Origin of the sequence: Mesobacillus selenatarsenatis SF-1 (assembly GCF_000813125.1) — a bacterium.
In the GTDB taxonomy this organism is placed as follows: Bacteria; Bacillota; Bacilli; order Bacillales; family Cytobacillaceae; genus Mesobacillus; species Mesobacillus selenatarsenatis.
Genome location: NZ_BASE01000091.1, coordinates 1 through 24,980, shown reverse-complemented (window position 1 = coordinate 24,980; position 24,980 = coordinate 1). Strand labels below are relative to the sequence as shown.

General features: G+C 40.1%; 21 protein-coding genes. 3 read left to right on the top strand and 18 right to left on the bottom strand.

Annotation, left to right across the window (positions count from 1 at the left end; genetic code table 11):
• Nucleotides 1-211: 211 nt before the first annotated feature.
• From TY49_RS18355 to TY49_RS18340, 4 genes are all read right to left on the bottom strand, one after another.
• On the bottom strand, nt 212-1,195 hold the full coding sequence (locus tag TY49_RS18355; protein WP_041967365.1) for a tRNA dihydrouridine synthase: 984 nt from the start codon (nt 1,193-1,195) through the stop codon (nt 212-214).
• Between the two features lie 542 nt (nt 1,196-1,737).
• On the bottom strand, nt 1,738-2,760 hold the full coding sequence (locus tag TY49_RS18350) for an RpnC/YadD family protein (RefSeq protein ID WP_041967364.1): 1,023 nt from the start codon (nt 2,758-2,760) through the stop codon (nt 1,738-1,740).
• 178 nt (nt 2,761-2,938) lie between these two features.
• Nucleotides 2,939-3,673, bottom strand: a complete 735-nt coding sequence (locus TY49_RS18345) for a helix-turn-helix domain-containing protein (RefSeq protein WP_041967363.1) — start codon at nt 3,671-3,673, stop codon at nt 2,939-2,941.
• On the bottom strand, nt 3,666-7,460 hold the full coding sequence (locus tag TY49_RS18340; RefSeq protein WP_041967362.1) for a DEAD/DEAH box helicase: 3,795 nt from the start codon (nt 7,458-7,460) through the stop codon (nt 3,666-3,668). Before TY49_RS18340 ends, TY49_RS18345 begins: the two co-directional genes overlap by 8 nt.
• A gap of 442 nt (nt 7,461-7,902) precedes the next feature.
• Between TY49_RS18340 and TY49_RS18335 the strand changes: the two genes are divergently transcribed.
• Complete coding sequence (locus TY49_RS18335) at nt 7,903-11,364, top strand: 1,3-beta-D-glucan phosphorylase, GH149 family (protein WP_041967361.1); 3,462 nt, start codon at nt 7,903-7,905, stop codon at nt 11,362-11,364.
• Between the two features lie 349 nt (nt 11,365-11,713).
• Here the strand turns inward: TY49_RS18335 and TY49_RS25615 are convergent, their stop codons facing one another.
• From TY49_RS25615 to TY49_RS18300, 8 genes are all read right to left on the bottom strand, one after another.
• Nucleotides 11,714-12,172, bottom strand: coding sequence for a Nif3-like dinuclear metal center hexameric protein (locus tag TY49_RS25615; RefSeq protein WP_198135653.1), 459 nt, complete (start codon nt 12,170-12,172; stop codon nt 11,714-11,716).
• The gene (locus TY49_RS25610) at nt 12,169-12,501 is read right to left on the bottom strand and encodes a Nif3-like dinuclear metal center hexameric protein (RefSeq protein WP_198135652.1); all 333 of its coding nucleotides are present in this window, start codon (nt 12,499-12,501) and stop codon (nt 12,169-12,171) included. Before TY49_RS25610 ends, TY49_RS25615 begins: the two co-directional genes overlap by 4 nt.
• 162 nt (nt 12,502-12,663) lie before the next feature.
• Nucleotides 12,664-13,323: a DUF429 domain-containing protein gene (locus TY49_RS18325; protein ID WP_041967360.1), complete on the bottom strand. Its 660-nt coding sequence runs from the start codon at nt 13,321-13,323 to the stop codon at nt 12,664-12,666.
• Between the two features lie 41 nt (nt 13,324-13,364).
• The gene (locus TY49_RS25605) at nt 13,365-14,294 is read right to left on the bottom strand and encodes a YdeJ family lipoprotein (RefSeq protein ID WP_439646186.1); all 930 of its coding nucleotides are present in this window, start codon (nt 14,292-14,294) and stop codon (nt 13,365-13,367) included.
• Nucleotides 14,295-14,359: 65 nt separating this feature from the next.
• The gene (locus tag TY49_RS18315) at nt 14,360-14,977 is read right to left on the bottom strand and encodes an HAD family hydrolase (protein ID WP_041967359.1); all 618 of its coding nucleotides are present in this window, start codon (nt 14,975-14,977) and stop codon (nt 14,360-14,362) included.
• A 214-nt stretch (nt 14,978-15,191) separates the two neighbouring features.
• Complete coding sequence (gene mutM, locus TY49_RS18310; RefSeq protein ID WP_041967358.1) at nt 15,192-15,995, bottom strand: bifunctional DNA-formamidopyrimidine glycosylase/DNA-(apurinic or apyrimidinic site) lyase; 804 nt, start codon at nt 15,993-15,995, stop codon at nt 15,192-15,194.
• 314 nt (nt 15,996-16,309) lie between these two features.
• Nucleotides 16,310-17,704, bottom strand: coding sequence for a DUF4367 domain-containing protein (locus TY49_RS18305; protein ID WP_232310486.1), 1,395 nt, complete (start codon nt 17,702-17,704; stop codon nt 16,310-16,312).
• Nucleotides 17,679-18,227, bottom strand: a complete 549-nt coding sequence (locus TY49_RS18300; protein ID WP_041967357.1) for a sigma-70 family RNA polymerase sigma factor — start codon at nt 18,225-18,227, stop codon at nt 17,679-17,681. Before TY49_RS18300 ends, TY49_RS18305 begins: the two co-directional genes overlap by 26 nt.
• A 738-nt stretch (nt 18,228-18,965) precedes the next feature.
• On the opposite strand from TY49_RS18300, the gene TY49_RS18295 reads away from it, so the two are divergent.
• Entirely contained in the window at nt 18,966-19,436 is a 471-nt protein-coding gene (locus tag TY49_RS18295) for an NUDIX hydrolase (protein ID WP_041967356.1), read from the top strand.
• A 68-nt stretch (nt 19,437-19,504) separates the two neighbouring features.
• Here TY49_RS18295 and rlmD read toward each other — a convergent pair whose 3' ends face one another.
• Together rlmD and TY49_RS18285 are read right to left on the bottom strand one after the other, a co-directional pair.
• On the bottom strand, nt 19,505-20,884 hold the full coding sequence (gene rlmD / locus TY49_RS18290) for a 23S rRNA (uracil(1939)-C(5))-methyltransferase RlmD (RefSeq protein ID WP_041967355.1): 1,380 nt from the start codon (nt 20,882-20,884) through the stop codon (nt 19,505-19,507).
• A 133-nt stretch (nt 20,885-21,017) separates the two neighbouring features.
• Nucleotides 21,018-21,389: a hypothetical protein gene (locus TY49_RS18285; RefSeq protein ID WP_198135651.1), complete on the bottom strand. Its 372-nt coding sequence runs from the start codon at nt 21,387-21,389 to the stop codon at nt 21,018-21,020.
• A 187-nt stretch (nt 21,390-21,576) separates the two neighbouring features.
• On the opposite strand from TY49_RS18285, the gene TY49_RS18280 reads away from it, so the two are divergent.
• Nucleotides 21,577-21,852, top strand: coding sequence for a hypothetical protein (locus tag TY49_RS18280; protein WP_041967354.1), 276 nt, complete (start codon nt 21,577-21,579; stop codon nt 21,850-21,852).
• A gap of 34 nt (nt 21,853-21,886) precedes the next feature.
• Here TY49_RS18280 and TY49_RS18275 read toward each other — a convergent pair whose 3' ends face one another.
• The 4 genes from TY49_RS18275 to TY49_RS18260 all read right to left on the bottom strand — a co-directional run bounded on the left by TY49_RS18275 (nt 21,887) and on the right by TY49_RS18260 (nt 24,801).
• Entirely contained in the window at nt 21,887-22,336 is a 450-nt protein-coding gene (locus TY49_RS18275) for a BsuPI-related putative proteinase inhibitor (RefSeq protein WP_041967353.1), read from the bottom strand.
• Nucleotides 22,337-22,470: 134 nt separating this feature from the next.
• Nucleotides 22,471-23,361, bottom strand: coding sequence for an ABC transporter permease subunit (locus tag TY49_RS18270; RefSeq protein WP_041967352.1), 891 nt, complete (start codon nt 23,359-23,361; stop codon nt 22,471-22,473).
• Nucleotides 23,354-24,307 (bottom strand): ABC transporter permease subunit, encoded by a 954-nt coding sequence (locus TY49_RS18265; RefSeq protein WP_041967351.1) that lies wholly within the window; start codon nt 24,305-24,307, stop codon nt 23,354-23,356. Before TY49_RS18265 ends, TY49_RS18270 begins: the two co-directional genes overlap by 8 nt.
• A 71-nt stretch (nt 24,308-24,378) precedes the next feature.
• The gene (locus TY49_RS18260; RefSeq protein WP_041967350.1) at nt 24,379-24,801 is read right to left on the bottom strand and encodes a hypothetical protein; all 423 of its coding nucleotides are present in this window, start codon (nt 24,799-24,801) and stop codon (nt 24,379-24,381) included.
• Between the last annotated feature and the right edge of the window lie 179 nt (nt 24,802-24,980).

Sequence of the window (24,980 nt, the reverse complement as noted above, 5' to 3'; positions counted from 1 at the left end):
AGAAAGTTCTAGAAGGATAATTCACTTATTGCAAAAATAATACCATAATCCGTATCAGTTTAATTAAAGGTTATTTAATATTTATTAACAATTATGTGAACGCTTCCTTCTCAAATAAAATGGCTGGAATGAGTACGGTTCTAAAACCGCCTTCACACCAGCCAAATAACTATTTTGTTTAAATTCTGTTTAACGCCTACTTCGCTTTTACCTAAATTAATTGTTCTTCATCAGGATTCTTTGACGCAAATTGCTCAAGCAATTCACGCACTTCGTCTGTTGACTTCGTGTTCATTAATTGATTTCGTAATCCACTCGCCCCGGGGAATCCTTTGACATAGATTTTGAAAAAGCGATGAAGAGCCGTGAACGGCCGCAGCTCTAAATGTGAATATTTATCATGGAGATCCATATGCAAGCTTAAGAGATCGAGCAATTCATCACTGCTATGTTCTTTGCGCTCCTTTTCAAAGGCAAATGGATTATGGAATATGCCGCGCCCAATCATAACCCCATCAACACCATATTGATCCACGAGCTTCAAGCCAGTCTGACGGTCAGGGATATCACCATTGATCGTCAAAAGGGTATCCGGTGCCACCTCGTCACGAAGTTTCTTAATCTCCGGTATCAGCTCCCAATGTGCAGGCACTTTGCTCATTTCGTCTCTTGTACGCAGGTGAATGGAAAGATTCGCAACGTCTTGTTCCAGAATGTGTTTCAGCCACCTCTTCCATTCGTCTACTTCTGAGAAACCAATCCTTGTCTTAACACTAACGGGCAATCCTCCCGCTTTTGCTGCTTGGATTAATTCAGCTGCCACATCCGGACGACGGATCAGTCCGCTTCCCTTCCCGTTCTGCACCACATTGGGCACCGGACAGCCCATATTGATATCCAGACCTTTAAAACCCATTTCTGCCATACCAATACTCATTTGCCTAAAGTTTTCAGGCTTGTCTCCCCATATATGGGCGACAATTGGCTGTTCATCCTCTGTAAAAGTTAAACGCCCGCGCACACTCTTAATCCCATCCGGGTGACAATAGCTCTCCGAGTTCGTAAACTCTGTAAAAAACACATCCGGTCTCGCTGCTTCACTCACCACATGGCGAAAAACAACATCCGTCACTTCTTCCATTGGTGCCAATATAAAAAATGGTCGTGGTAAATCACGCCAGAAATTCTCTTTCATACCTTGATTCAAATCCTCTCATCATGGGACACCAGGCCAACCCCTGATTCCCAAAATTAAAAAGCAGAATATCGCTGCTCCATTTACACTTATACCATGTTTAAGCACTTTTTATCAAACTAATGAAAATGGTAATTTTAAATTCCAATCACTTTATATCAAATAGCAATCCACTGGCTGAGTTAAAAAAATATTTTGCAAAAAATTATAAAAAGTAAAATGGAAGAACGCTGAATTACATTGATTTTTTCACAAAAAGACCCCGAAGAAAAATTCGGGGTCGGACTAGCAAAAGTTTAATTTTTTGTGTTACACATTTAAATCGAGTCGTACCACACACTCGACAGATGTGGGCTGTAATTGAGAACACAATGGCGTTGGTGATTTTACAAAAAAACTAACGGAACCAGTATTGCGTGATTCCGTAAAAGTATCTTGTACTTCTTACAATTACTCCTATAAATCTTAATACATTGCTTCACAGTAAGCGCGGAGAGCATCAGAGAAAAGAGGCGTGCCCCTTGGACAAACCTCAATACTTTTTAGCTTAGCTGCTCTTGTAACTTCTTTACCTCTTCAATAGATAATTCTGTTAAATCAGCTATTTGTTCAACTGTAAAATTTTCGCGGGTTAACTTAGAGACAATTCTTTTTCGTTCGATCAACAATCCTTCAAGTTTCCCTTCTTTCTTTCCTTCTATTTTTCCTTCTATTTTCCCTTCAATCTTACCCTCTATTTTACCTTCTTCCCTTTCCATTTTCCTCAATTCTCCAAATGTTGGGGGTAGGTTCTTACGGTCTAAGTACATCAAGTCAATTGCCTCCTTCGAGATCATGATTTCATTTCTTAGTTTTTCTGTTAATTCTATCGGTAGTTGGAGTAAATAATCAATGAAGTAAGTAAGCGCGGAGAGGTAGATGCGTCTTTCGTCTAGAGGCTGATTCATTTTTTGTAATACTAATCTCATTAGCTTGTATTTAAATCGATAGCGTTTCTCGTCATCATTTTTGGCAGCATTGGCATATTTCGCTGCCAATACGGCAATCGCAAATGGGTTGCTTGAATTTTCTAATTCAGTCTCATTTTGATCGTTAAACTTATACCAATTATACTTATAAGTCACTTCTGTCCCAAAGTTTCCTCGTTGGTACTTCCCGGTCCATGGGCGGTCGGAAGCACCCGTCAACAGCGCAATCGCCACAACATCACGATTGTACTTGTCGTAAATTTTATAATAATAGCGGAACATTCTTTCTGAAAAATCATCGCTCGTATCGCCTTGAACTTCGATATGAATCAAGATCCATTGCTCACTGCCATTTTTCAGATACACCTTAACAATTTGGTCCGCAATTCGTTTCCCTTTCTTCTCTTCAATAATCTCCTTAAAAAGCTCCTGCTGCAGAAATTCAGGCTCCTTCGTAAAATCAATGTCCTCAAACAAATCAGGCAAAAAATACAGGACAAACTCTTCAAACAGCTCGTAAATCAACTTCTTCCAAAGGCCATCATAATCAACTGCAACATAATCCCGAGGCTTTTCCAATATCCAATTAACTACCATTATTTTATCACATCCTGTCTAGTTTTTATACCTTCATTATAACGCTTTTAGAACAAGTGTTCTACTTTTATTCATATAAAAAAATGATCTTTTCAGAAACAGAACTAATTATATTTAACGAAAAAGAGAAACTAAAACAAAGGGACATACCCCAGGTACGTCCCTTTGTTTCTGCATCTTATTCCCGCCACCCCAAACGTTCTTTCTCTTCTATCTGCTTTTCGAACGTTTCATCCCAGCGTTGGAGCAGGGTATTCCAGACACGTGCATAGAATTTATCCTGCTCTTTATTGTAGAGTTGAAATTCGAGGCATGGGATGTGTTCAACATTCTGCTGGTCATAGCTATTTACAGCAGCCACTACTGTTTGGAAGCCGTCTTCCTCCTCGCCATTGCCTCTCTCTGCGAGAACTTGCAGAATACGGTCCTTCTTTAAGATATTCTGATGATTTCCATACCGATAAAGCGGCAGTCCTCCGTCAGTTTCAGGCAATGGCTCGGTCATCTCTGGCCAAAACTCATCGTGAATCATGCTGTAGGAAAGCACTGTCGACTCTTCTGCAAATTCTTCTTCCATAATCCCAGTCTTTAGCTGCTCGTGCCCTCTCGATGTCAGCTTGTAGCTTCCTTTTTCCAGTGTGATCAAACCCGTGCGCTGCATTTTCTTCAGTAAATCTTCAATGAACAGCTCCTCGACCAGCAGCAATTGAGATAAATTGGCTGCGCGCCGGATTTGGGTCTTTTCAAAAGTGAGCAGCATCATTTTCATGAGAATGTCCATTTTAGAGCGTTTTACGCGATAAAACGCCACAGTATAAATGGTCACCGGGAATTGCCAGATCACCGATTTCTTGATTTGGACAGCTGGATTTTTAAGCAAATTCGCATGTAGCTGCTTTTTTAATTTATCCATTCATACCCACCTCTTCAAGGGTTCGCAGTCCATCTTGCTTTTTGGCCGTTTCAAAAACGTGAGTATACATTTTTCTTGCATCCCTATTTTTCGTCCGCTGTGTGAACATCTTCGTGCTGCCGACCATCACAAGCAGCTCTCTTGCTCTCGACAAAGCCACATTCAGCCTGCGATAATCTTTGGCAAAACCGATATCATCCTGATTATTATCGTGATTACGCACCATACTTAACAGAATCACATCCATCTCCATGCCCTGGAATCTGTCCACTGTCCCGGTGCGGATCGTTAAGTGAGGCAAATGCAACTCCTGTTGAAGCATGCGGTCGATCCTTTTCACTTGTTCTCCGTAAAAACTAATGACTCCGATGCTCTTTTTCTCATTGATTTCCATTCTTCCAGCTTGCTTTGCCTCAGCACTTGCTTCATTCAATTCCTTCAGCAATTCGCCAATCCTTTTCAATTCAGCTGGATTGTAAAGGCTCTTTCCGCCTTTCATTCTTTCCTCGAAAAATAAAGGCTCGTTCGGCATATCAAGCCAAAGGAGATGATTGTTCCGCTGGATGTGCAGTGATGCAAGCTTGTGGTCCCGATCCAGATCGGAATCGATTAAGCCACATTGGAGCTGTTCGTTTTCTTGCATATAAAATGGCGTTATCGTTTCCATAATGTTTTTGTGCATCCGATATTGAATCGCAAGCATCGTTTTATTGTGTTTCGGCAAGTTTTTAAACAATCGCTCGAACAACGACTCATTTAATAACTTTTTAAGTTCCGCTTTTCCTTCAAAGTCTTCACTTTCTTCCGCCATTTCCTGCAGCGTTTCTTCCAGCGTATCGTTCCCCAGTAGAGGCGGCAGCTGATGATGATCGCCGACCAGAATGATTTTTTTCCCTTTCAGCATCGGCAAAAGGAGCTCCGGCGGGGTTGCTTTTGATACTTCATCAATAATGACAACATCAAAAATTGGGTAGTTTTCAATGAAATCTTTGCGGGCGGAAGCCACACATGTTGTTCCAATTACATTTGCATGCTTAACATAAAGCTTTCGGATTTCATTCAGGTCATGGTCATTTGCTTCTTTCAGCAAGGACTGCCACATTCCCTGGACTTCCTGGAACAGCGGTAGTCTCTGCTTTTCCTGTTTCAACGACTCCCGGGTAAAAGAAACGCTCGCCAGCTTCTTTAATACCTCTTCGTGCTCCTTTTCGGGTTCTAAAGAAAGGATATCATGTAGTGGCGCTTGTTCAGCTTCTTTTTCCTTAATTATGGAGGCAAGATTTGCAAGACTGACTCCAATTTCGGTTTGTTTCTGCTTTGCTTGCTGCAGTTGAAGAGATTCTTGTTCCCGTTTTAGCTGATTCATTTCAACCCGTAGCTTGGCTTGTCCATATTGTTCTTGCTTGGCTTTCAGTTCAAAGGCTTTGGCTTCTTTTTCATGAAGCAATTCCTTCGCATTGGGAATAATGACGGCTGAGACCATCTTTTGCGCGTGCTTGTTTTGCACGAAAGTAAGCTTGGCAGTCTGTTCGGCCATCTCTCTCTGATACTTTTGTTGCATCATCTTGTTTTCATCGAGACTAGGCTGAAGCTGTCCGATCAGTTCCTGTTTCAAATGCTGAAGTGCTTCTTGTGCCATTTTTTTATCTGAATCATTCAGTTTTAGCACGTCCGCTTTTTGCCAGATGAAATGTCTCCGGCCATATAGCCCCTTAAGAAAGATTTCAAGTCTGTCATGATGAATGGTTGATTTTCCTTTTAACTCACTTCTCAATTTCTCTAAAAATTGGTCAATTTCGATCGCTGTCGTAGTAACAGGAGAAATGTTCTTCAATTGCATCTGAAGATTGGAGTACTTCTCCTTCTCCCCCAAAAGCTGCTCAAGATAGGAAATCGCTGGATTGATTTTCTCATTATATTCCTTTAACTTATCCAACTGGTTGATTCTTTCGCGAAGCTGATCGAGCTTTGTGATTATTGACTGCACTTGTAGAGAGCGGGTCAGATTTTGTTCCAGAATGATCCACTTTAAACTGTCGAATTTTTTGGCCGCAGTTATTCTATCTGTTATAGCCTCCTTCTGTTTCTTTTCCTCTTTCCATGTCTCACGTTCAGCAGAAACCTTGTCTATCGTTTGTGTCAGTTCATTCATTTCGTCTTGGAGCACCTGAAGGGCCACACTGTCTTGCAGCCTTACAATCTCTTGCTGGTTATCTTCCAACTCTTTTTGGATCAAGTCATGATCTGGCTCTTCGACCAGAAAAGTTTCGTCTTTATTAATGGTGTCATTTAACAAACGCAGGGACTGTTCCGTTTTCTGTATAAGCTGCTGAACTACTTGTCCCCCCTGTTCAACTCCATGAATGTTCTTGTTATGCTCTTCAATAATGGACTGAACTTCATTATACTGCTCCTGTGCTTTCTTCTTTGCTTCAAGCTCCCCTTCTATTCGTGCAAGCTGTTGCTGGAACCTCTCTTGTTCCTCTTCATTCGCGGCCCATTCTATTTCTATTTCGGTTTCCCGTTGGCTTCGAGCTGATAATTTGCTGGAAACTTCCTGCAGCGTATGATCTTTCCAATACTGTCCGACATTCTCCTCGATGAACTTTTTACCCTCTTCTTCTATGCTTTCCGTGCGCCCCACTCTGAGGATTCGAATATCCTTAGTTGCCAGCAAACGGCCGAGAGCATTGTCGACCGCTAAATTCGACTGAGAAGCAACTAGAGTGCGCAGCCCCGCCTTCGCATTTTGCAGACAGATTTCAGAAATAACGGTTGTTTTTCCTGTTCCAGGCGGCCCTTGGATGACGTATAAATCTTCAGCAGACATAGCGCCTGTGACAGCCGCCTGCTGGAACTCGTTCAATCGATTATGAAACTGTAGCTTTGCCTGAGCTTTGACCTCTTTGACCGGCGGCTTATTTTCAAATAAAAGGCGTTCCAGTTCAGGATTCGCAGCCAAACCGTTTTCCAATTGCTTAAACCCTTGCCTTAGTCTTTTCAGCTGGCTTAAGGTTGCAAAATTGCTAAAGATAACTTCCTTAGGAGGTAAATCAAGCCGCTGTCTGCGGGCCTGAGCTTCCATATAACTGTGTATTTCCACCTCAACCGTAGAAGCCGCACGATTCGCTTTCAGGACTTTGCCTATCTCCTGATCGTTTCCCTTTAGCTTGACGCTCATATCCTTGAGCGACTTCCATTCCTTTTCATTCAGCTCACAGCCTGTTATTTTTACCATACTGAAATCATCATTGAACAAAAGCGTAGAATAGCGGGAGGTTATATCAGGAATATCTGCGGACTGCTCCTGAATTTTCAGATAGCCTTCCCAACTCGCAATACGCTTTTTCACATACATCGAACTTTCCTGGGCAACCGGCATGTTGTGAATTAAGTTCAGTAATCCAATCGGTAACTGCCCGCTGCCTTGAACATTTAAGTCAAAAGTAAGATCTGCCGAAATGCGCCAATTAGACGGCAATGGGATATGTGTCGGTCTCGTCGTTACATTCGTTGCAACAAACCCATCTTCTTTTACTAAACAATGGAATACAACAACAAACCTACCATATTTCCCTGCCAGTCTTTCGTTTCTTTCAATGTCAAAAAATAAGGCAGCCGAAACAAGACCATCGGCCGATTGCGGATACTTTTCTATATAAACATGAAACGATTTCTCCAATAAAAAAAACGATCGCTCATCCAACCCAGCTTCTCGCATTTTACTCTTTGCCTTATTGGTCAAAGCGATCGGACAACGATATGCCTTACTTTGAGTATTATTCATATATCCACCTGCTTTTTTAACAATGGAAAGTTTTGAAATGGTTGATAATCTATAAGTCTATACAGTTTTATAATTAGGTTATTATAGCATAATGTTTAGGGGTGTAAGGACAGGTTTATTGTCCAATTTTTGGTGGGGGAATTGGATATAAAGAGCCTTATCCACAATGATAAGGCTTTTCGCTTAAACTAATTCAATCTTCGCCACACACTCGACGTGTGTTGAGTGTATGTGGCAACCCATGGGATGCTGGTGAGTTAAATTAGTCTATAACACTATTGACTTTGATTACATTATAAGCGCTACAATACACCTCCTAAAAGTTTGGAACCGTTTACAAAAAACCGAACCTGAAGAAAAATAAAACTAGAGGTTAAACTAAAGGAGGATATGAAATTAGTGATTAGATAATTTTCAAAATTTGTTTAGAAAGGATTGTACAATGAATAATATACCAAACTTGCACTTTGGAAATGCAGCTTTGCACACTGCGACGAAACCGATTTCCCTGGAAACGTTAATGATGAACGGGGATACTTATTTCAAGATTGAAAACTACAGTCAAATGAACCCCTTCTTTATGACAGTGGTAAGTGATGTTGACCTTTGGATGTTCATATCAAGTACCGGCGGACTGACTTGCGGTCGCAAAAATGCAGAGACAGCATTATTTCCATATGATACAGATGATAAAATCCATGACAGCATAGAGACAACCGGATCCCATACAATCCTGATCGTCAATAAAGATGAAAAGAATTTCCTGTGGAAACCATTCTCTCTTCATAACAGCGATGTCTACAAGATTACAAGAAACCTGTATAAAAACACCATCGGCAATAAGATCATGTTTGAAGAGATTAACCATGACCTGGAGGTTAGTTATACCTATACATGGAAGAGTAGTGATTTATTTGGATTTATTAAAGAATCCAGACTGTTTAACCTGGCGGAGAAGGAAGTAGAGATTAGAGTGCTGGACGGGATTCGCAACATCCTGCCTTACGGGGTCAATACGCTTTTGCAAACCACAAAAAGCACGCTTGTTGATGGATATAAACGAAATGAATTAGTGGAAAAAGCAGGACTTGGTATTTACACGCTTAGTTCGATTTTAACTGATAAAGCTGAGCCAAGTGAATCATTGAAAGCAACGACGGTTTGGTCAAAGGGACTTGAGAATCCGAGCTATCTTCTCTCCGAACTACAGATTAAAGCTTTCTCTCATAACGAAGAAATTCAAACCGAAGTGGATATTAAGGGCAGAAGAGGTTCTTACTATGTTGTCGATTCTATCCACCTTAAGGGGAATGAATCAAAAAACTGGTTTATCGTTGCTGAACTGAATCAAAGTGCTTCTAAAGTTGAGAAACTGATGAAAGAAGTTATGGAAAATCCATCTATACTTGAAGTGATGGAAGCTGATGTTACAAAAGGTGATAACAACCTTAAAAAACTTGTTTATGATGCAGACGGATTCCAATGCACTGCAAATGAGAAGGCGGGTTACAGACACTTTTCCAATACCCTTTACAATATTATGCGCGGCGGTATATATGCAGATGGATATGAGATTGATAGAGAAGATTTCAAAGCATTCGTAGGTACTTGGAATAAAGAGGTATATACGAAACAACTGGATTTTATGAACCAATTGCCGGAAACGATTAACTATAGTGAACTGATTGCTTCGGCAGCTGAGCTTCATTGCAAGGACTTTGAGCGATTAGTATTTGAATACTTGCCACTTACCTACAGCAGGCGGCATGGAGACCCAAGCCGTCCGTGGAATAAATTCAGTATAGAGATTGCCAAGGAAGATGGGAGCAAGGATCTTAAGTTTGAAGGAAATTGGCGTGATATCTTTCAGAATTGGGAAGCCTTATCCATTTCCTACCCTGAATATACGGAGAGTATCATTGCTAAATTCGTAAATGCATCAACCGCTGACGGTTATAACCCATATCGCATTACGAAAGACGGAATTGACTGGGAGAAGCTTGACCCTGAAGATCCATGGTCAAATATTGGATACTGGGGAGATCATCAAATTATTTATCTTTTAAAGCTAATGGAATTATCAAAGGCTTATCATCCTGAAAAATTACACGAGCTTCTTCATAAAGATATTTTTGTCTATGCGAATGTTCCCTACAGGATTAAGGGATTTGATGCATTAGTCGCCGACCCAAGAAACACCATTGTTTATGATGAAGAGCTGGAACAACTCATTGAGGACAAAACGGCAAGTCTCGGATCAGATGGTAAGTTAGTTTTCAACAAGGACGGTATATACAAAGTTAACTTATTGGAAAAACTTTTGGTCACCCTTCTTGCTAAGTTCTCTAACTATGTGCCTGAAGGCGGCATTTGGCTGAATACTCAACGTCCAGAGTGGAACGATGCGAACAACGCTCTTGTTGGAAATGGATTGTCCATGGTTACCCTGTATTATGTGCATCGTTTCCAAAACTTTATGGGTCAAATCGTTAAGGAAATGAAAAAGGACTCCATTGAAGTTTCAGTTGAAGTGCATCAGATGTTCCATGATACACTGGCGGTTTTGAATGATAGCACACAATATCTTGACAATAAAATGTCCGATGAAACTCGTTTTTCTATTGTAAAAGCGTTAGGTAAGATTGGAGAAGCCTTTAGAAATTCCATCTATGATAATGGTTTTGCAGGAGAAAAGGCGGCACTTTCTATAGAAACCCTTACAGAATTTATTGAGGTTTCAATGATCCACTTAAAAGATTCAATTAAAAAGAATAAACGTGAAGATGGTCTCTACCATTCTTACAATCTCATCCGATTTGAAAAAGAATCTTGCAGCGTATCCTATCTTTATGAAATGTTGGAAGGTCAGGTTTCTGTTCTAAGTTCAAAAGCTTTGGATGGAAAAGAAACCCTTGATGTCTTAGAAGCTCTTCGAAAAAGTCCAATCTATCGCGAAGACCAAAACAGCTATATGCTCTATCCAAATCGTGAGCTGCCAAAGTTCTTAGAGAAAAATGTGATTCCTGAAGATCAAGTGATGTCATCAACTGTTTTAAAAGCTGAACTGAACCAGAATACCACACGGTTTATTGAAAAAGATGTTAATGGGAAGTACCATTTTAACGGACAATTCAGAAACGGCGAAGAGATTAGAGAAGCACTCAAAGCCACAAAAGAATATAAAGATGAGGATATTAAGATCGTTGCAGAAATCTTCACGAACCTTTTTGACCATCATGCTTTTACAGGACGCTCCGGCACCTTTTATAAGTATGAAGGTTTAGGAAGCATCTATTGGCACATGGTATCAAAGCTAGTTTTGGCAACACAGGAAAACTTTGAAGATCTCTCTGGCCAACAGGGGCTGACTGAGAAAGCCAGGGCACTTATGAATTACTATGAAGATCTTAAGGCAGGAATAGGATTAGAAAAACCACCGGAACAATACGGCGCATTTCCAACAGACGCCTATTCCCATACTCCCGGCTTTGCAGGAGTCCAACAACCAGGTATGACCGGACAGGTTAAAGAAGACTTTATCTCCAGACTAGGTGAGTTAGGAGTGAAGGCAGAAGCCGGACTCATTCATTTTAAACCAGAGTTATTAGCAAAGGCTGAGTTTTTAACAGAAGCGAAGACCTGGTCCCTGCCTAGGAATAGCCATGCTGAGGATTCAGACACAATCCAGTTAGACGAGAATTCCTTAGGATTTACATTCTGTGCAGTTCCGGTCATCTATTATCTGGCAGGCAAAAAGAAAATCATCGTTTGTTATAAAGATGGAACAGAACGTATTTTTGAAGATACAGATACCTTAGATTCCGAAACAAGTCAAACCATTTTCAGTCGTGATGGCAGGGTTGAAAGAATTAAAGTGTATATTGACGGAAGTAAATTGAATTAAACTTAAAGAAAGTGCCTGGCACTCCCCGGATTTTTCGGGTGAGTGTCAGGCACTTTTTTATGTTTGTTCTTTTGTTTATTTTAATACCAGTTGTGCCACGCACTCGACTTGCTTAGAGTGATATGGGGACGGTTCTTACGTCTCATTCGGAAGCGAGATATCATTCCAATCAGTGAAATCCTCGCTGTTAAAAAGCCTTATCTGTAATAAGATAAGGCTCTCATATATATGCAAGTATGCCCCTTCAACAGTCTCGTAATGGGTTTTGATAGGGAGATGATACTGGTGGCTTATAAATACAAGGGATAGATCGCTTTAGGCCCCCTTGGAGGTAGTGGTGACTTTTACTTTAATTTATACGTAGTTCCCTGTTATTTTCTCTTATATTCGCTTCATAATGCTCTTCATTAAGTCTCACTATATCAAGTTCTTTTATGTTCTCATTCAATTTCAATGCTAAACTTTCAATTCCAAAGAATTCTGTGAAAGTATGACTTCCAATGATAAGATTGACCCGTTTAAACTGAGCATATTGAATCGTATACAAATTACATTCACCTGTAATGTATACATCACACTTATTTTCAACTGCTTCCTTAAGGCAAGCTGTTGGCGCTCCATTGCCACAGACTAAGCCCACTCGCTTTACCTTATTGTCATTAAACTGCCAGTATTTAACTGATTCTTCAAGTAGATTTTCCAAACGTTTTACTAATTCATTAAATTCAATTTCGTCTTCATATTCTGCGATTCTGCCAAAATATAACCCTTCCCATTCGTGGGTCCTTTTTACAATTTCTAAATTCATTTTTTTAATAAACTATCATTTGTTCCAAAGTTACAGTCATCAAGCGGCAAGTGATTATAGTAGTGACTTATACCGTATTCCGCTAGTTTTTCTATGCATGCCTCTTTTAATCCATATATTTCATCCCATGCATCATGGTGTGTCACCATCATATCAACACCATGAATTCTTGCTTCCTCTATCGTTTCAAGCGTTAGGTTAACACAATATCCTAACTTTTTAACTTTTTTATCTGCATGGTATGTAAGTCCAGATTCCCTTGAATAGATTTTCTTATTTGTTATATTAAAAAGTTCATTAATTCTTTTAACTATATGTGAAACATCCATCTACTTTCCTCCTCGGTTTCAACTTGTTTTGCCTTTAATCTCTTTATTACCTTGGTTGTAATCTAAGATGGAAATCAGTTGGTAACTGCAATGGATACTAAAGAAATAACAACTAACCGAACCTAACGTATTTTCAATACCTACGGCCAGCTACTGCTGAATTTAACAGCAATAGTCATAAGGATGCAGCGGGGGGCAGGCCGGGAATATCCACTTTGCACTATACGAAGGTGCCTTCCAGTGCCATGCACCTAACGCAGCTGCACATGCATCGATGGAATGGCTTTCTGCTTCAATTTCAATAGGTAATTGTGTAAGTCCCTGCTCCGAAAGCCAATTTCGAATATAACTTCTAGCTGATTGTTCTTGTTTGTAAGCCAACACATATTCAATATTTTGTTTGGATAGTCTCGATCCAATTATGGCCCCTGGATGGACTTCCACTAAAGAAATGGGATAAACGGCGTTTAAATTCTCTATTTCTCTACTAAGCTTTATTCCTCTTAATGTTAAATACACCATTCTATTTAAGGTTGGCGGCATGATTGACCCAGATCTCATTCCTAAATTCACAATGAACTTTCTTAGTTCCCGGTCACTTTTTCTATCTCCACCACCGTCTTCATAGGATAATGGTGCATCAATTCCGATCACTACCTCATCCAATTGACTTTGCTCAAAAACCTCTTTCAATATGTCCTGGTCGCTTAAGTTATTTTCCCACTTAACCAATTGCAGGTGGTTTTCCTCTTGTTTAAAAATAGTGAGAACTGTATCCTTATGATTTTTTGGACCTGATAGGTCAATTCCGATTACTCTCAAATAAAACCCTCACTTCCGTCATTACAGGGTCACAATTTAGCTTAATGAACATTCAGCAATTTTATCAGTCGTATGACATCTTGATCGTCCCCAGTATCAATACGGACGAGCTTTGTACTTTGTATGATTTTATTGTAAAAATCTTTCCCAGCAGGGTATTTACCATCCCAGCGCAGAGGAATATTGTACACATTGATCGTTCCATCTCCATTACCACTATAAGTCACAGAACCATCCACCAAGCGAGAACCTGCTAACTGGATGACATCCTCCGGATAACTGGCACTTGTTTCATCATCAAGATTCAGTTTCTCCCCCGCTGGAATGTGCCGGACATTCAATTCATCGATTTCCTGATTGGGTCCTAGTTGCAGCCAAACTCGAGCGTACTCAATTTGATTACTTGTATATTTAGATAACCCTTCCCCGTCTGCCTGATGTTTACTTTTTTCAAAATCCTGAATCAGTACGACTTTGAATTCACCATCATAGGAGACCCAACTGACTGAATCCACGCGACTCTTATTTTTAACTTCAGGCAATTCATCCATGATTTGTTTCGCCATATCGAACATCATTTCAGTTTCTTCATAACTCTTCATATGTCCATGCTGAAATTTTTCGTTGATCTCCTGACTGTACTCTTCCGTATCTGGCAGCAATTTAACTGTATAATTCGTCATTCCTGAGTCGCTTTCCCATACGTCCGTTTCATAATGCGTCCCATCAATTTTATAGTGCGCATTCAGGTATTCGTCAATATTCATATTTTCTGAGAGGTTTTCATCTGAAGCACTATCTGTTTCAGACGGTTGCGCTTCCTCTCCATTGTCATCACCTAAGCCAGGAGAAGCAGTTTGATTTTCTTCCTCGTTTGCTGGTGACAGATCATTCTTCACTTCAGTCTGTGAGCAGCCTCCAACCATGACCAGCAAAGCCATCATTAAAACAATAAAAGGGATTCCCTTCATATTTTAACCTTCCTTTCTGTACAGATTTAAATAATTTACACGTTCGAAAATTTGTTAATCCCCCTCTAGAATACTCTTAAAAGTTCTTCAAAACTTTTAACTTTCATATCATATTGACTTACTTGGCCAAATCCATATTCAGCATAAATAAAGGGAATATTAGCAAACCTGGCTGCTTCTAAATCACCTTGTGTGTCACCTACATAGACTGGATTTGATAAGTTATTTCTATCAATCACTAATTTAATATTTTCACCTTTTGACAGACCGGTTCTACCTGGGTTTTCAAAGTCTAAAAAATACTTGTCAAGTCTATGAGACTTATAAAAAGCTTCTATGTAGCCATCTTGGCAGTTACTGACGATGTATAGTTTGTATTTTTGAGAAAGCTCCTTTAGGACATTCTCTACATTGGGATAAAGATCCCCTCCGTTTTTTTCTAAGATAGATTGTTCTACCTCGCAACAATCTTTTATTATTTTTTGCCGCTCTGTATTAGCTAAGGTGGGAAAGAGTTTCCGGCTTATTTCATTCATCTGTAAACCCATCGTACCTTCAAAGTCTTTCCGGGTTAATTCACTATTTATGAGACTACTTTTTCTTATAACGTTATTCCAAGCACTAAGTACAGTGTCTATTGGATCCCAAATGGTTCCATCCAGATCAAAAATTACACTATCCAATTCAGTTCACTCCCATTTATGCTAGCCTTTCCTTCAAGCGCTTCCAAAGGCTCATACCAATATAACACACCAAAAGATGGAAATAAAACCAACTACTAAAAGAGACTTATCCGCAAAGGAATAAGACTCTCTAATTTTATGCATGTACAATCTCGCACCAACTTCACAATGTACGGATTATAATTGATCCATTAATACCTTTACAAACTGTTACTTATTGCTGGCAATTGGGACAAAAGTAAGTTTTCCGTGAAGAGATTTCGCTTTTTACAATGGACGCATTGCAGCGAGAACATTCTTTACCTTCTCTGTCATAAACATAAAATTGGTAGCTCCCTGTTTTGCCATCCCCTTTATATAGCGGGTTTTCCATATAACCACCTTGTTGAATTCCTCTATTAAGGATAAACTGAATCGAATGATATAGCCGTGATAGTTGTTGATCATCAAGCTCATTGATTTTTTTATCAGGGCGAATCTCTGCATGCCAAAGAATCTCATCAGAATACCCATTCCCTATCCCAGCTAACACTTCTTGATTGATTAATGTTGTTTTAATTGTTCCTCTTCTTTTATCCATTATTTGATGAAAGGCATCTAATGTAAAATCAGGATCAAGCACTTCAGGTCCGAGTTTCTTGAACTCTTCCTCGACCTCTTCAGGTGATAAAAGATGCAGGTAGCCCAATCGAAGTCCAATGAAAAATAAATGTTGTTCCCCGAATGACAGCTTTACTTGAATAGTCCTGTTCGGTCGATCTTCCTCTTTGCCAAAAAACATCCATCCGCCAAGCATCAGGTGCAATAATAAACATTTTCCATCCTGTAATTCAAAAATTAGATATTTAGCTCTTCTACTAATCGTTTTTATAGCTTGATTTGAAACTTGCATAGTAAACCCGTCAACCGGTACGTTAATAGACTTTTCCCGCCCAATCTCAACATCCGAAATTTTTTGCCCACCTATCAATGACCCCAGTAAGGTTTTATATGTTTCCATCTCCGGCAATTCAGGCATAATTTTGTCCCCCATTTTTCACAATTTATTTTTACAGTATTTCCTACTGGTGAGTTATTATAAATGGCTGATTTTCAGCAGCATGAGATATGGGGACGGTTCCGGTTTAGATTTAAACGGCTTTATCAATTAGTATATTTCCCTGAAACGACAAGAGCCTTATCCAACAAAGGATAAGGCTCACCAATTTATTCTAATACAATTTTCGCAACCGCTTCACAATGCGTTGAGTGTATGTGGCAACACACTAGGGTGCTGGTGAAGTTTACCTTAAGATATTGCCGCTCTTGCTTTAGGCAATTGTATAGTATCGGCTACTCCTGACGAAGATCAATCCACCAACGATCTTTCGCATTCATATTTTCAGTCTTACCAAACCCACTGTAATGGAAAGCATCAAGAAAGATTGAATCCAATTTATCCTCATCAACAAAATAACCTAAATTAATCTTCTTTGTTTCACCTGGTTGGATAATGCCAATATTGTAAAAGCCTTTTCCGCTTCCGTGAGGTTCTAAATAATCAACTTCACCAGTCATAATACTTTCTTCGTGAGTTCCTGTTTTACCAGCATAGTTCCATGCATTATTTTTAAATCGAAGTACTTGTAAAGACGGGTGCATATAGATTTCTTCCGTTGCCTGTTTGCTAGTATTTTTCACTGTTGTTGTCAGGTAGACAAATTTAGGATTGACCAATTCCGACTCTATTAATTCGTCAATCGAATCTCTGCCATTTCCAACTTTATATACATCCCGCTTGTAGGGCAATAATTTCTTGGTTTCGTTTATCGCCTTATTCTCACTCAGTATATTTAGTCCTATTTCATTGAAGTTCTCTTGTTTTAAGTCCTCAATCGCATCAAAGACATCAACTTTTTCTATAACAAATTCAAGTCTACCTTCAGTTCCAGTAACCCCTTGTTCCATGGTTACTGGAACAGTTTGACCCACCTTAAATAGTTGTTTACTGTCTTTTTCCAAAGGAATAACTCTTGATTCCGTTGGTTTATCCCCTTTGTTTAAATGGCCTCCATCATAATCAAGTGTATAGGATGCACTTTTCTCTGATGTTGGCTCAAGTGAAATGTTCTCTATGACTTTCATCATTTGTTCATCACTCACATCTGCTCCAATATAACTTTCTAACATAATTCCCTCTTTCTCAAATAATAGAAAGACCTGTCTGTTAAAGGATAAATTGTCGTTTCCATTGTCTTTATTAACAATCACTGCTTTCCTACCATTGATTTCCTTTTCCTCGTAGCCGTTTGCATACAATGTTTGAAAATCAGAATTTTTCCCTAATCTCCAGAGAATGAATGAAAACCCACCATTTGCATAGTTATCTTTAAAGGAATATTTCATAGCGAAACTATCGTTTGCTTCCATATTTTCTGGTAAATAGCCGATGTTCATCTTATACCAACTGTCTTTCTTACCGAAAATCTTATTTGCCACTGAAATATTCACTTCATAATTTTGTTTTTGGACAATCATATCATAGACTTTGACTGCACCGAAAGCAGTCGTAGGTATGCCTATAAATAAGCAGGCCGCGGCGATTAAAATACGATTCCTTTTACGATTGACCTGCTGTTTTCTTGCATTAGAATCCAATGAAAAGTTCGATATAATCGTATTAAGCTTATCAGTCGGAACTTGAATCATGTCAATGTCTTCCTTAAACGATGGAATTTTTTCTGTCATCACTGTAAACCCCCTTCATTTTCTCCTTAAGTTTATCTAACCCACGCCGGATATTTGTTTTCACTGTTCCCTCTGGACATTTAAGCATCGCGGCGATCTGTTTAACCGTATAATCTTGATAAAACCTTAAAAGCAAGACCGTTTTATATTTTTCTTCAATTTCTTCCATAGCTTTAAGAAGATCTATTTGTTCATCAGATTTGAAAAATGAGGTATCACTAGTGTTTTCTAATACTGCTTGATTGATTGGAACTACTCTCTTTTTCTTTCTTAATAAATCAATCGCTGAATTAATCAAAATACGCGTCATCCACGTGGAGAAATATTCGTCATTTTTTAATTTTGACAGCGATTCAAAAGCTTTATAAATCGTTTCTTGAAACACTTCTAATGCATCATCTTCATTCCGCATATACACGTATGCCATCTTGTACAATTTTTCCTTCTCAAAATGTATTAATGTCTGAAATGCATTTATATCCCCTTTTTTCGCTTTGGATATTAATTCCAACTTAGTTTCCAATGTGGCACCTCCTTTTTCGTGTTCAAATATTAGATAAAACAGACACAAAAAACGATTCAAATAATACTTGAATTTTTTAATCCTGGGTATGAGTTTGAAGATTAAATAAACGCCTCGTCTTCATAAAAAATTTCAATAATTACTCATTTCATGACTAAATACTAATAATCCTCTTCAATATCCTTTTTAAAAAAATTATTCCAAAATCGGATGCCCGATTTTGGAATAACCCATTAAAAAGTAACTATAAAGTTTGGCACAAAAATAGCCCCGTTTTTCAACAGGGACTAATAGTGTTCCTTATTTTTATAAAACAAGTTGCGCCACACACTCAACATGGCTGGAGTGTATGTGGCAACACACGAGATGTTGGTGGGTTTATCAACATCTATAAACCTTTTTCTCAATAAACACCTTGCTTAAACAACGCACGCACTCGTTTAATCATTAGACCAAATTCAAGGATGCCACAGTAATAATTACGAAGTTCTCCCCTAACGTAAAGGCAAACCCTAGGATGAAATATATTTTGTTGTACTGACAAAAACCGTACCTGAGGGAAATATCACATACAGATCGTCAACAGCTATCATAGTAGACTAAAAGGATGAATACAACGATCTAAGGTGTTGCAACGAAGTATCTAACAATTATCTTACCTGGTATACTTAGGTCATTAGAGCAGGTTAATTTGATTACTCGATTTTCTACATATTTTGTATAAACTGGAGGGAATTAATGACTACAAATAAGGACTACATTCGTTATATTCGGGGAAAAGTGGGGCACGAGTTAATATTTCTCAACTTTGCTGGAGGTATAGTTTACAACGAACGAAATGAAATTCTTTTACAAAAACGGGGAGATAGAAATGAGTGGGGTTTGCCAGGTGGTGCTATGGAACTTGGAGAATCTCTTGAAGAAACCGCTAAACGAGAAATACTTGAGGAGACTGGATTAAATGTTAAGGTTGAACATCTTATTGGTGTCTACTCTAAATATTCTGGTGAGTTTCCGAACGGAGATAAAGCTCAGACTATCACTCATTTTTTTCAATGCAAGCCAATTGATGGGGAACTTAATGCAGATGGTATTGAGACTTTAGAATTAAAATACTTCCCATTAAACCAAATACCGAAATTATTTACAAAACAACACGAAGATGCCTTAGAAGATTGGCTTTCCAAAAGAAAAGGTGTATTTAAATAAGGTAATCTACGAAATCAATACTTCTCCATTAATCCTTCAGAACAATGATAAGGCAACAACCACGAGGGTTAGTTGCCTTCTCTTAAAATGAGTTGCGACACACACTCGACGTGTGTCGTCTGCGGAAACATATCAACTGGCTGTACTTCTACCGTCTTGTACCCGCCATCTTCGAGAATTCGCAGATCTCTTGCGAGGGTGGCTGGATTACATGAGACATACACAACCTTCTTCGGTTTCATATCGATGATGGTCTGCAGCAGTGCTTCGTCGCAGCCTTTGCGCGGTGGGTCGACAACCAAAACATCGGCACTGTTCCCTTCTTTATACCAGGCAGGTATGACTGTTTCTGCTTCACCAACTGCAAATTCCGCATTTGTAATCTCATTTAACTCGGCGTTTCGTTTTGCGTCTTCGATGGCTTCGGGGACGATTTCGACTCCGAATACCTTCTTTGCTTTTTGCGCTAAAAATAAAGAGATGGTTCCGATGCCACAATAGGCGTCTATGACGGATTCTTCGCCTGTCAGCTCGGCGTACTCAAGCGCTTTGTCGTAGAGTACCTTTGTTTGTTCAGGGTTGACCTGATAGAACGAGCGCGCAGAGATTGCGAACTTGATGTCTCCGATGTAGTCATAGATGACTTCGCTGCCCCAGAGGACCTCTGTTTGATCGCCCATGATGACATTCGTTTTCTTTGAGTTCACGTTATGGACAATCGATTTTACCTTAGGGAGCCTTGCAATGATTTCCTCGACCAGTTTGTTTCGCTGAGGAATCTCATTCGTCCTGGTCACAATGACAACCATCAACTCACCCGTTTGTCTGCCATAACGGGCCATGATGTGACGCAGCACGCCTTTGTGTTTTTCCTCATTATATGGCTGAATGCCAAGCTCACTAGAGATCTCTTTCACCGCCTGTACGGCTTCGTTGATTTCATCGAGATGAAGCAAACTCTCATTCGTGTCGACAATTTCATGGCTGCGCGGCTTGAAGAAACCTGCAATCAGCTTGCCATCCTTCTCTCCAACAGGCACCTGTGCTTTGTTCCGATAATGCCACGGGTTGTCCATTCCCAAAATCGGGTGTACCATAACATCCTCAAGCTTACCGATTCGGGTCAGCACTTGCTTTACCTGGTTTTCCTTATACTTCAGCTGGCCCTCATAACTGATATGCTGCAGCTGGCAGCCGCCGTATTTATGGGCATCCTCAGCCGGACAATCAACACGGAAGGTGCTTCTTTCAAGAATCTCCATCAGTCTTCCAAAGCCGTAACCCTTGTTCACCTTGGTTACTTTAATTTTTGCCTTTTCGCCCGGAAGTCCGCCCTGGACAAATATCGGGTAGCCGTCAATCTTGGCTACACCCGCTCCGTCGTGCGTCAAATCCTCAAATACTACATCTATAAAATCGTTCTTTTTAACCGGGATTGTTTTATTCATCATTTCAAGTCCTTTGCTGTGAATTAGCTAAGTCAGATTTTATCATATTAAAACAGGGATTGCGAAAGGCATTACCATGGTTTAAAAACTGAGGTGCAAAACGACAAGCCATTTTGCACCCTTTTCAAACATATTACCAGCCCTGCGGACCATACCCTCCGGACCACGGTGCTGATTGGTATCCATATCCGCCAACGCCCGGAGATCCCTGGTAACCATAAGCTCCATAACCGGGAGCACCCTGATAAACATATCCCAGACCTCCCTGGTAGCCGTATCCTGGGCCACCCTGGAAGCCATAGGCTCCATATCCCGGGCCACCCTGATAACCGTACCCTCCAAAACCGGATCCTCCTGGATATCCATACCCAGGACCATTAAGCAATTGTCCTCCCAGATAGCCTATACCAGCACCTAATAAACCAGCGGCAAGAGTCCCGGCACCGTCAGCTCCGAACGTTCTGGGATCATGAATATAACGCATGTTATTTGAATGCATATACATTTAAATTGTCCCCTCTCTATGGGTGTTTGTAATGTCCCTATAACACCCTATGTGAGCTTAGGCAAATGGTTTGGGTGATCTGCCTACTCTTTATGAAATTGGGCAGCCTTTCACTGGTTATGTAGGTAAACTACCATCTCTTCATCACAGATTACGAATAGGATAGTAAAAAAAGAGGGAGATGAATATGGACAATCTTGAACTTAAAATAAAAGAACTAGAGATGAAAATCGAGGAATTAGAAAGCCAGCAGGAAAACTTTCAGGAAACAGTCCAGAGCCAGCTGGACAATAACGATGTACGAACTCTAATGGAGCAAATGTTAGACGAAAAAGACTTTGTCACCGCCCCGGATATGGAACAAAGCTTAAGCAAAAGCCAGGTACAATTGATCAAGTGGATTGTCGGAACGGGAATCAGCTCAATTTCCATCATTATTGCTCTTTTTGAATTCTTAAAATGAAAAAGCGGAGGAGAAAATCCATCCGCTTTCCTTTTTACTGTACAGTGAATTCCTTCGACATTTCGTACTTCTTTCCGCCTTTTGGAGTCATCCACACAGTCAAAATATAATCACCTTTTTCAAGATTGAGCTCATGAAGGTCGATGTCATAAGTCAACGACTCACCCTGCTTCAACTTCTCTTCCCCCAATGCCTGTAAAAAGGATGCAACGCTTGAGAACAGAAATACCTCTTTGCCATCTTTCGTTTTTACCGAGTAATCATATCTTTGTGAGCTCGTAAATTCCAAAGTCACTTCTTCTTCCGTCTGATTCTTCACTTCATATTGAAAAATTAACGGGCTTTCCTCTGTCAAACTTGCAGCTATCTCTCCCGCCACGATTCCGGCACCTCCCTTATTCTCACTATTATTCGAAACCTGGTTCCCCGTTCCGCAACCAGTCATCAGCAACCCAAGCAGCAATATCATCAATAACTTTTTCATAGCCCGACCCTCCTGTTGATTGAACTCTTCATTATATTTGTCAGGAGAATGCTTCAAAAGGTTACATTTATTGATAAACTAAATAACCTATTCTTAAACAAAAGGGAGAAGTGCCTGTACACCTCTCCTTTCATTTAAGCTCTTTTATACTTTTTATCAAAATATTGCTGCAACCCGCTGCTTGTCATCGAGAAGGCTAATATGGTAATCCCTATGGCGATGGTGCCAGTAATCGGCAGCCACGGGTGCGACCAGATGTGATGTGTGATATCCACGAAGTAGGTTGGCCACACATTAGAAGTGTTCAGCGTCTTATATCCTCCACTGAGCTGAGAAACGAATTCAACACTTAGAAAGATTTCGATGATTCCGAGCTGGCCGATCAGAAACAGCGTTCTCCCTAAATCCGAGAAAAACTGGACTATGAAAGAAGGCCGGAGCGGCGGCCAGTAGTAGTTTTTTAGCATTGTCAGCGGCGATGAGCCCGAGACAATCCCTGCTTCCACATAAGGTCTTTTTGAAATATCCACCATTCCCTGATAAAAAATATCCGCAACCCTGCCCACTTCAATCATGGCCAGCACAATCAGTATCCAAAGATATCTGTTGTCCGAAAAAAGGATAAATGGAGTTCCAATGATCAAAATGACAAAGAAAATCGGCGGAATAAAGGAAAACAATCGATTCCAGACGATGAGGATTCGATGAAAGAATCGTGAATAAAAACTCGCCATCGCCAATGGAATTGCAACGATATAACGGATCAGGACGATTGCAAGGATGGTTAACAGCGTCTCTTTCGTTCCTAGCAGCAACCTGCTTAATAAATCGACACCATTGTGGTCAGATCCAATCGGAAAATCCGCCGATGGGGCAAACGGAGGAAGCTCAAAGCCCCCATCCTCCTTTTGCCTCATGACCGTATCTTTTAAAGAAGTATCCACGAACGGAAGGTAAGGTGCTATAAATGTAATGATCACTAGAAAAGACAATATGATCAAGCCAAATATCAGTGATTTATTCATGATTCATCTCCTGTGAAGCCGGGGTGACAAGACTTTTAAAAATCTGTGTGACCAGATTTGAAACCAAGATGATTGAGGCAAAAAAGACCGTATAACCAACAGCCGAGACTCCATCTACCATGATCTCCAGACCAATCTTGAAGCCTGTGCCCCTCAGTACCGCGTCATACAGACCATCTGCCGCCCCCTGGAAATCCATTAATTTTTCAACGATAAACAGGTTTGATAACACATAGAGTGTGATGGTGTTCGAATGCGCCAGAATTCTAGGGAACGAATTTTTCAAGATATGTATGAACAGGATTCTCATTCCGGAAGTTCCTTTAGACTGTGCGGTCCGAATGTAATCATTTCCCTGCTGCTCCTGTAAACTGACATTTGTGATATTCGCAAGGTAGAAAACAGGATAAATCAGCAAAAATAGAATTCCAACCACATAGGTTTCGAGTTTTTCACTGCCATATAAGGTCACATGGAAGAACAGCCCTTTTTCATATAAGAACATCAGGCCAATCTGGGCAACGATGATGAAAAAGAGATCCGGCATCGAGATGAATAACCACGTAGTCCCATTCCCAAGGAAGTTCAACTTTTTCTTTTGCATCCGGAAATCAAAGATTCCCTTTAAAACGCCAAGAACATAGGCCAGAATCAAAGTCGGAACTACCAAAAGCAAGCTTTTCCACGACTTGTCTGCAATCCGATCCGCGTACGACTGTCCAGGGACAAACTCTCCAAGCCCCGGATTTTCTTTTACAAAAGAAAAAAAACCAGTGATATTTTCAATATGCGTGTCCAATTCATAGTCGTAGCTCGCGGATTTGAACTGTCCGCCTTGTCCTGTCTCATAATTCGTCTTTGCCGGCAAAAATAAGATCCCAATAAACAGAAATACGCATACGACCCATAATACAAAATGCTCGATTGCCTTTTTAAAATAAACCATGAAGCCTCCTGATGGACTGTATTTTAATGAACTAATAAGCCGCAATGATCAAACAACAAACTACTTTTCTCTCAATCTCCCAAACCTTCATAGTGGAGGCCTTCATCAGGCAATTGCGCATCCGGTACGCCAACGCTTACCTGCTTGATTCCTTGATTGGTGACAGAATAACCGTAAATCCAGTCCTGCTCACTCTCGAATCTCACTTCCATATGATATGGATTATAATTCCGGCTCGTACGATAGCTGATACTGAATTCTTCTCCCGGATACCTCTTTTCCAGGTATTCAGTCAGCTGCTCGGTTTTAACACCAAGATGATAGTTAATCCAAAGAGGCCGAATCGCAAAAAACGCCAGCTCCATGACTATTACAAGCACTATCATCTTTAAAGCGGTATTCCGCTTCTTCTTGGGCAAAAAGTAAGCAACCCCCAAAAGCATCAACACTAATGCCAAAGCTGAAAATATCTCAATAACCGTAATCGGATGCATCAAATCACCAGCTTTCTTTGACACTAGTTATATTTTACCATTTTTAATTTTTCTGAAAAGTATTATTTTAATTTTGATGTTGGTAGAGTTAACACTTTCGGGCTCATTTCACTTCTTCATGTGAACCGTTTCTGCTCTTCCTCCCCTAACCGGGAACATTTCACTTCTTCATGTGCCCC

Coding starts and splice junctions, on each gene's coding strand:
- TY49_RS18260 (WP_041967350.1), bottom strand. CDS start 24,801: ATGCATCCGATTACGGTTATTGAGATATTTTCAGCTTTGGCATTAGTG.
- TY49_RS18280 (WP_041967354.1), top strand. CDS start 21,577: ATGGACAATCTTGAACTTAAAATAAAAGAACTAGAGATGAAAATCGAG.
- TY49_RS18305 (WP_232310486.1), bottom strand. CDS start 17,704: ATGACAGAAAAAATTCCATCGTTTAAGGAAGACATTGACATGATTCAA.
- TY49_RS25615 (WP_198135653.1), bottom strand. CDS start 12,172: ATGAATTTAGAAATTGTAAAAAGGACCCACGAATGGGAAGGGTTATAT.
- TY49_RS18270 (WP_041967352.1), bottom strand. CDS start 23,361: ATGAATAAATCACTGATATTTGGCTTGATCATATTGTCTTTTCTAGTG.
- TY49_RS18275 (WP_041967353.1), bottom strand. CDS start 22,336: ATGAAAAAGTTATTGATGATATTGCTGCTTGGGTTGCTGATGACTGGT.
- TY49_RS18335 (WP_041967361.1), top strand. CDS start 7,903: ATGAATAATATACCAAACTTGCACTTTGGAAATGCAGCTTTGCACACT.
- TY49_RS18345 (WP_041967363.1), bottom strand. CDS start 3,673: ATGGATAAATTAAAAAAGCAGCTACATGCGAATTTGCTTAAAAATCCA.
- TY49_RS18285 (WP_198135651.1), bottom strand. CDS start 21,389: ATGTATATGCATTCAAATAACATGCGTTATATTCATGATCCCAGAACG.
- TY49_RS18355 (WP_041967365.1), bottom strand. CDS start 1,195: ATGAAAGAGAATTTCTGGCGTGATTTACCACGACCATTTTTTATATTG.
- TY49_RS25610 (WP_198135652.1), bottom strand. CDS start 12,501: ATGGATGTTTCACATATAGTTAAAAGAATTAATGAACTTTTTAATATA.
- TY49_RS18340 (WP_041967362.1), bottom strand. CDS start 7,460: ATGAATAATACTCAAAGTAAGGCATATCGTTGTCCGATCGCTTTGACC.
- mutM (WP_041967358.1), bottom strand. CDS start 15,995: ATGCCTGAATTGCCGGAGATGGAAACATATAAAACCTTACTGGGGTCA.
- rlmD (WP_041967355.1), bottom strand. CDS start 20,884: ATGAATAAAACAATCCCGGTTAAAAAGAACGATTTTATAGATGTAGTA.
- TY49_RS18350 (WP_041967364.1), bottom strand. CDS start 2,760: ATGGTAGTTAATTGGATATTGGAAAAGCCTCGGGATTATGTTGCAGTT.
- TY49_RS18295 (WP_041967356.1), top strand. CDS start 18,966: ATGACTACAAATAAGGACTACATTCGTTATATTCGGGGAAAAGTGGGG.
- TY49_RS18265 (WP_041967351.1), bottom strand. CDS start 24,307: ATGGTTTATTTTAAAAAGGCAATCGAGCATTTTGTATTATGGGTCGTA.
- TY49_RS25605 (WP_439646186.1), bottom strand. CDS start 14,294: ATGAAGGGAATCCCTTTTATTGTTTTAATGATGGCTTTGCTGGTCATG.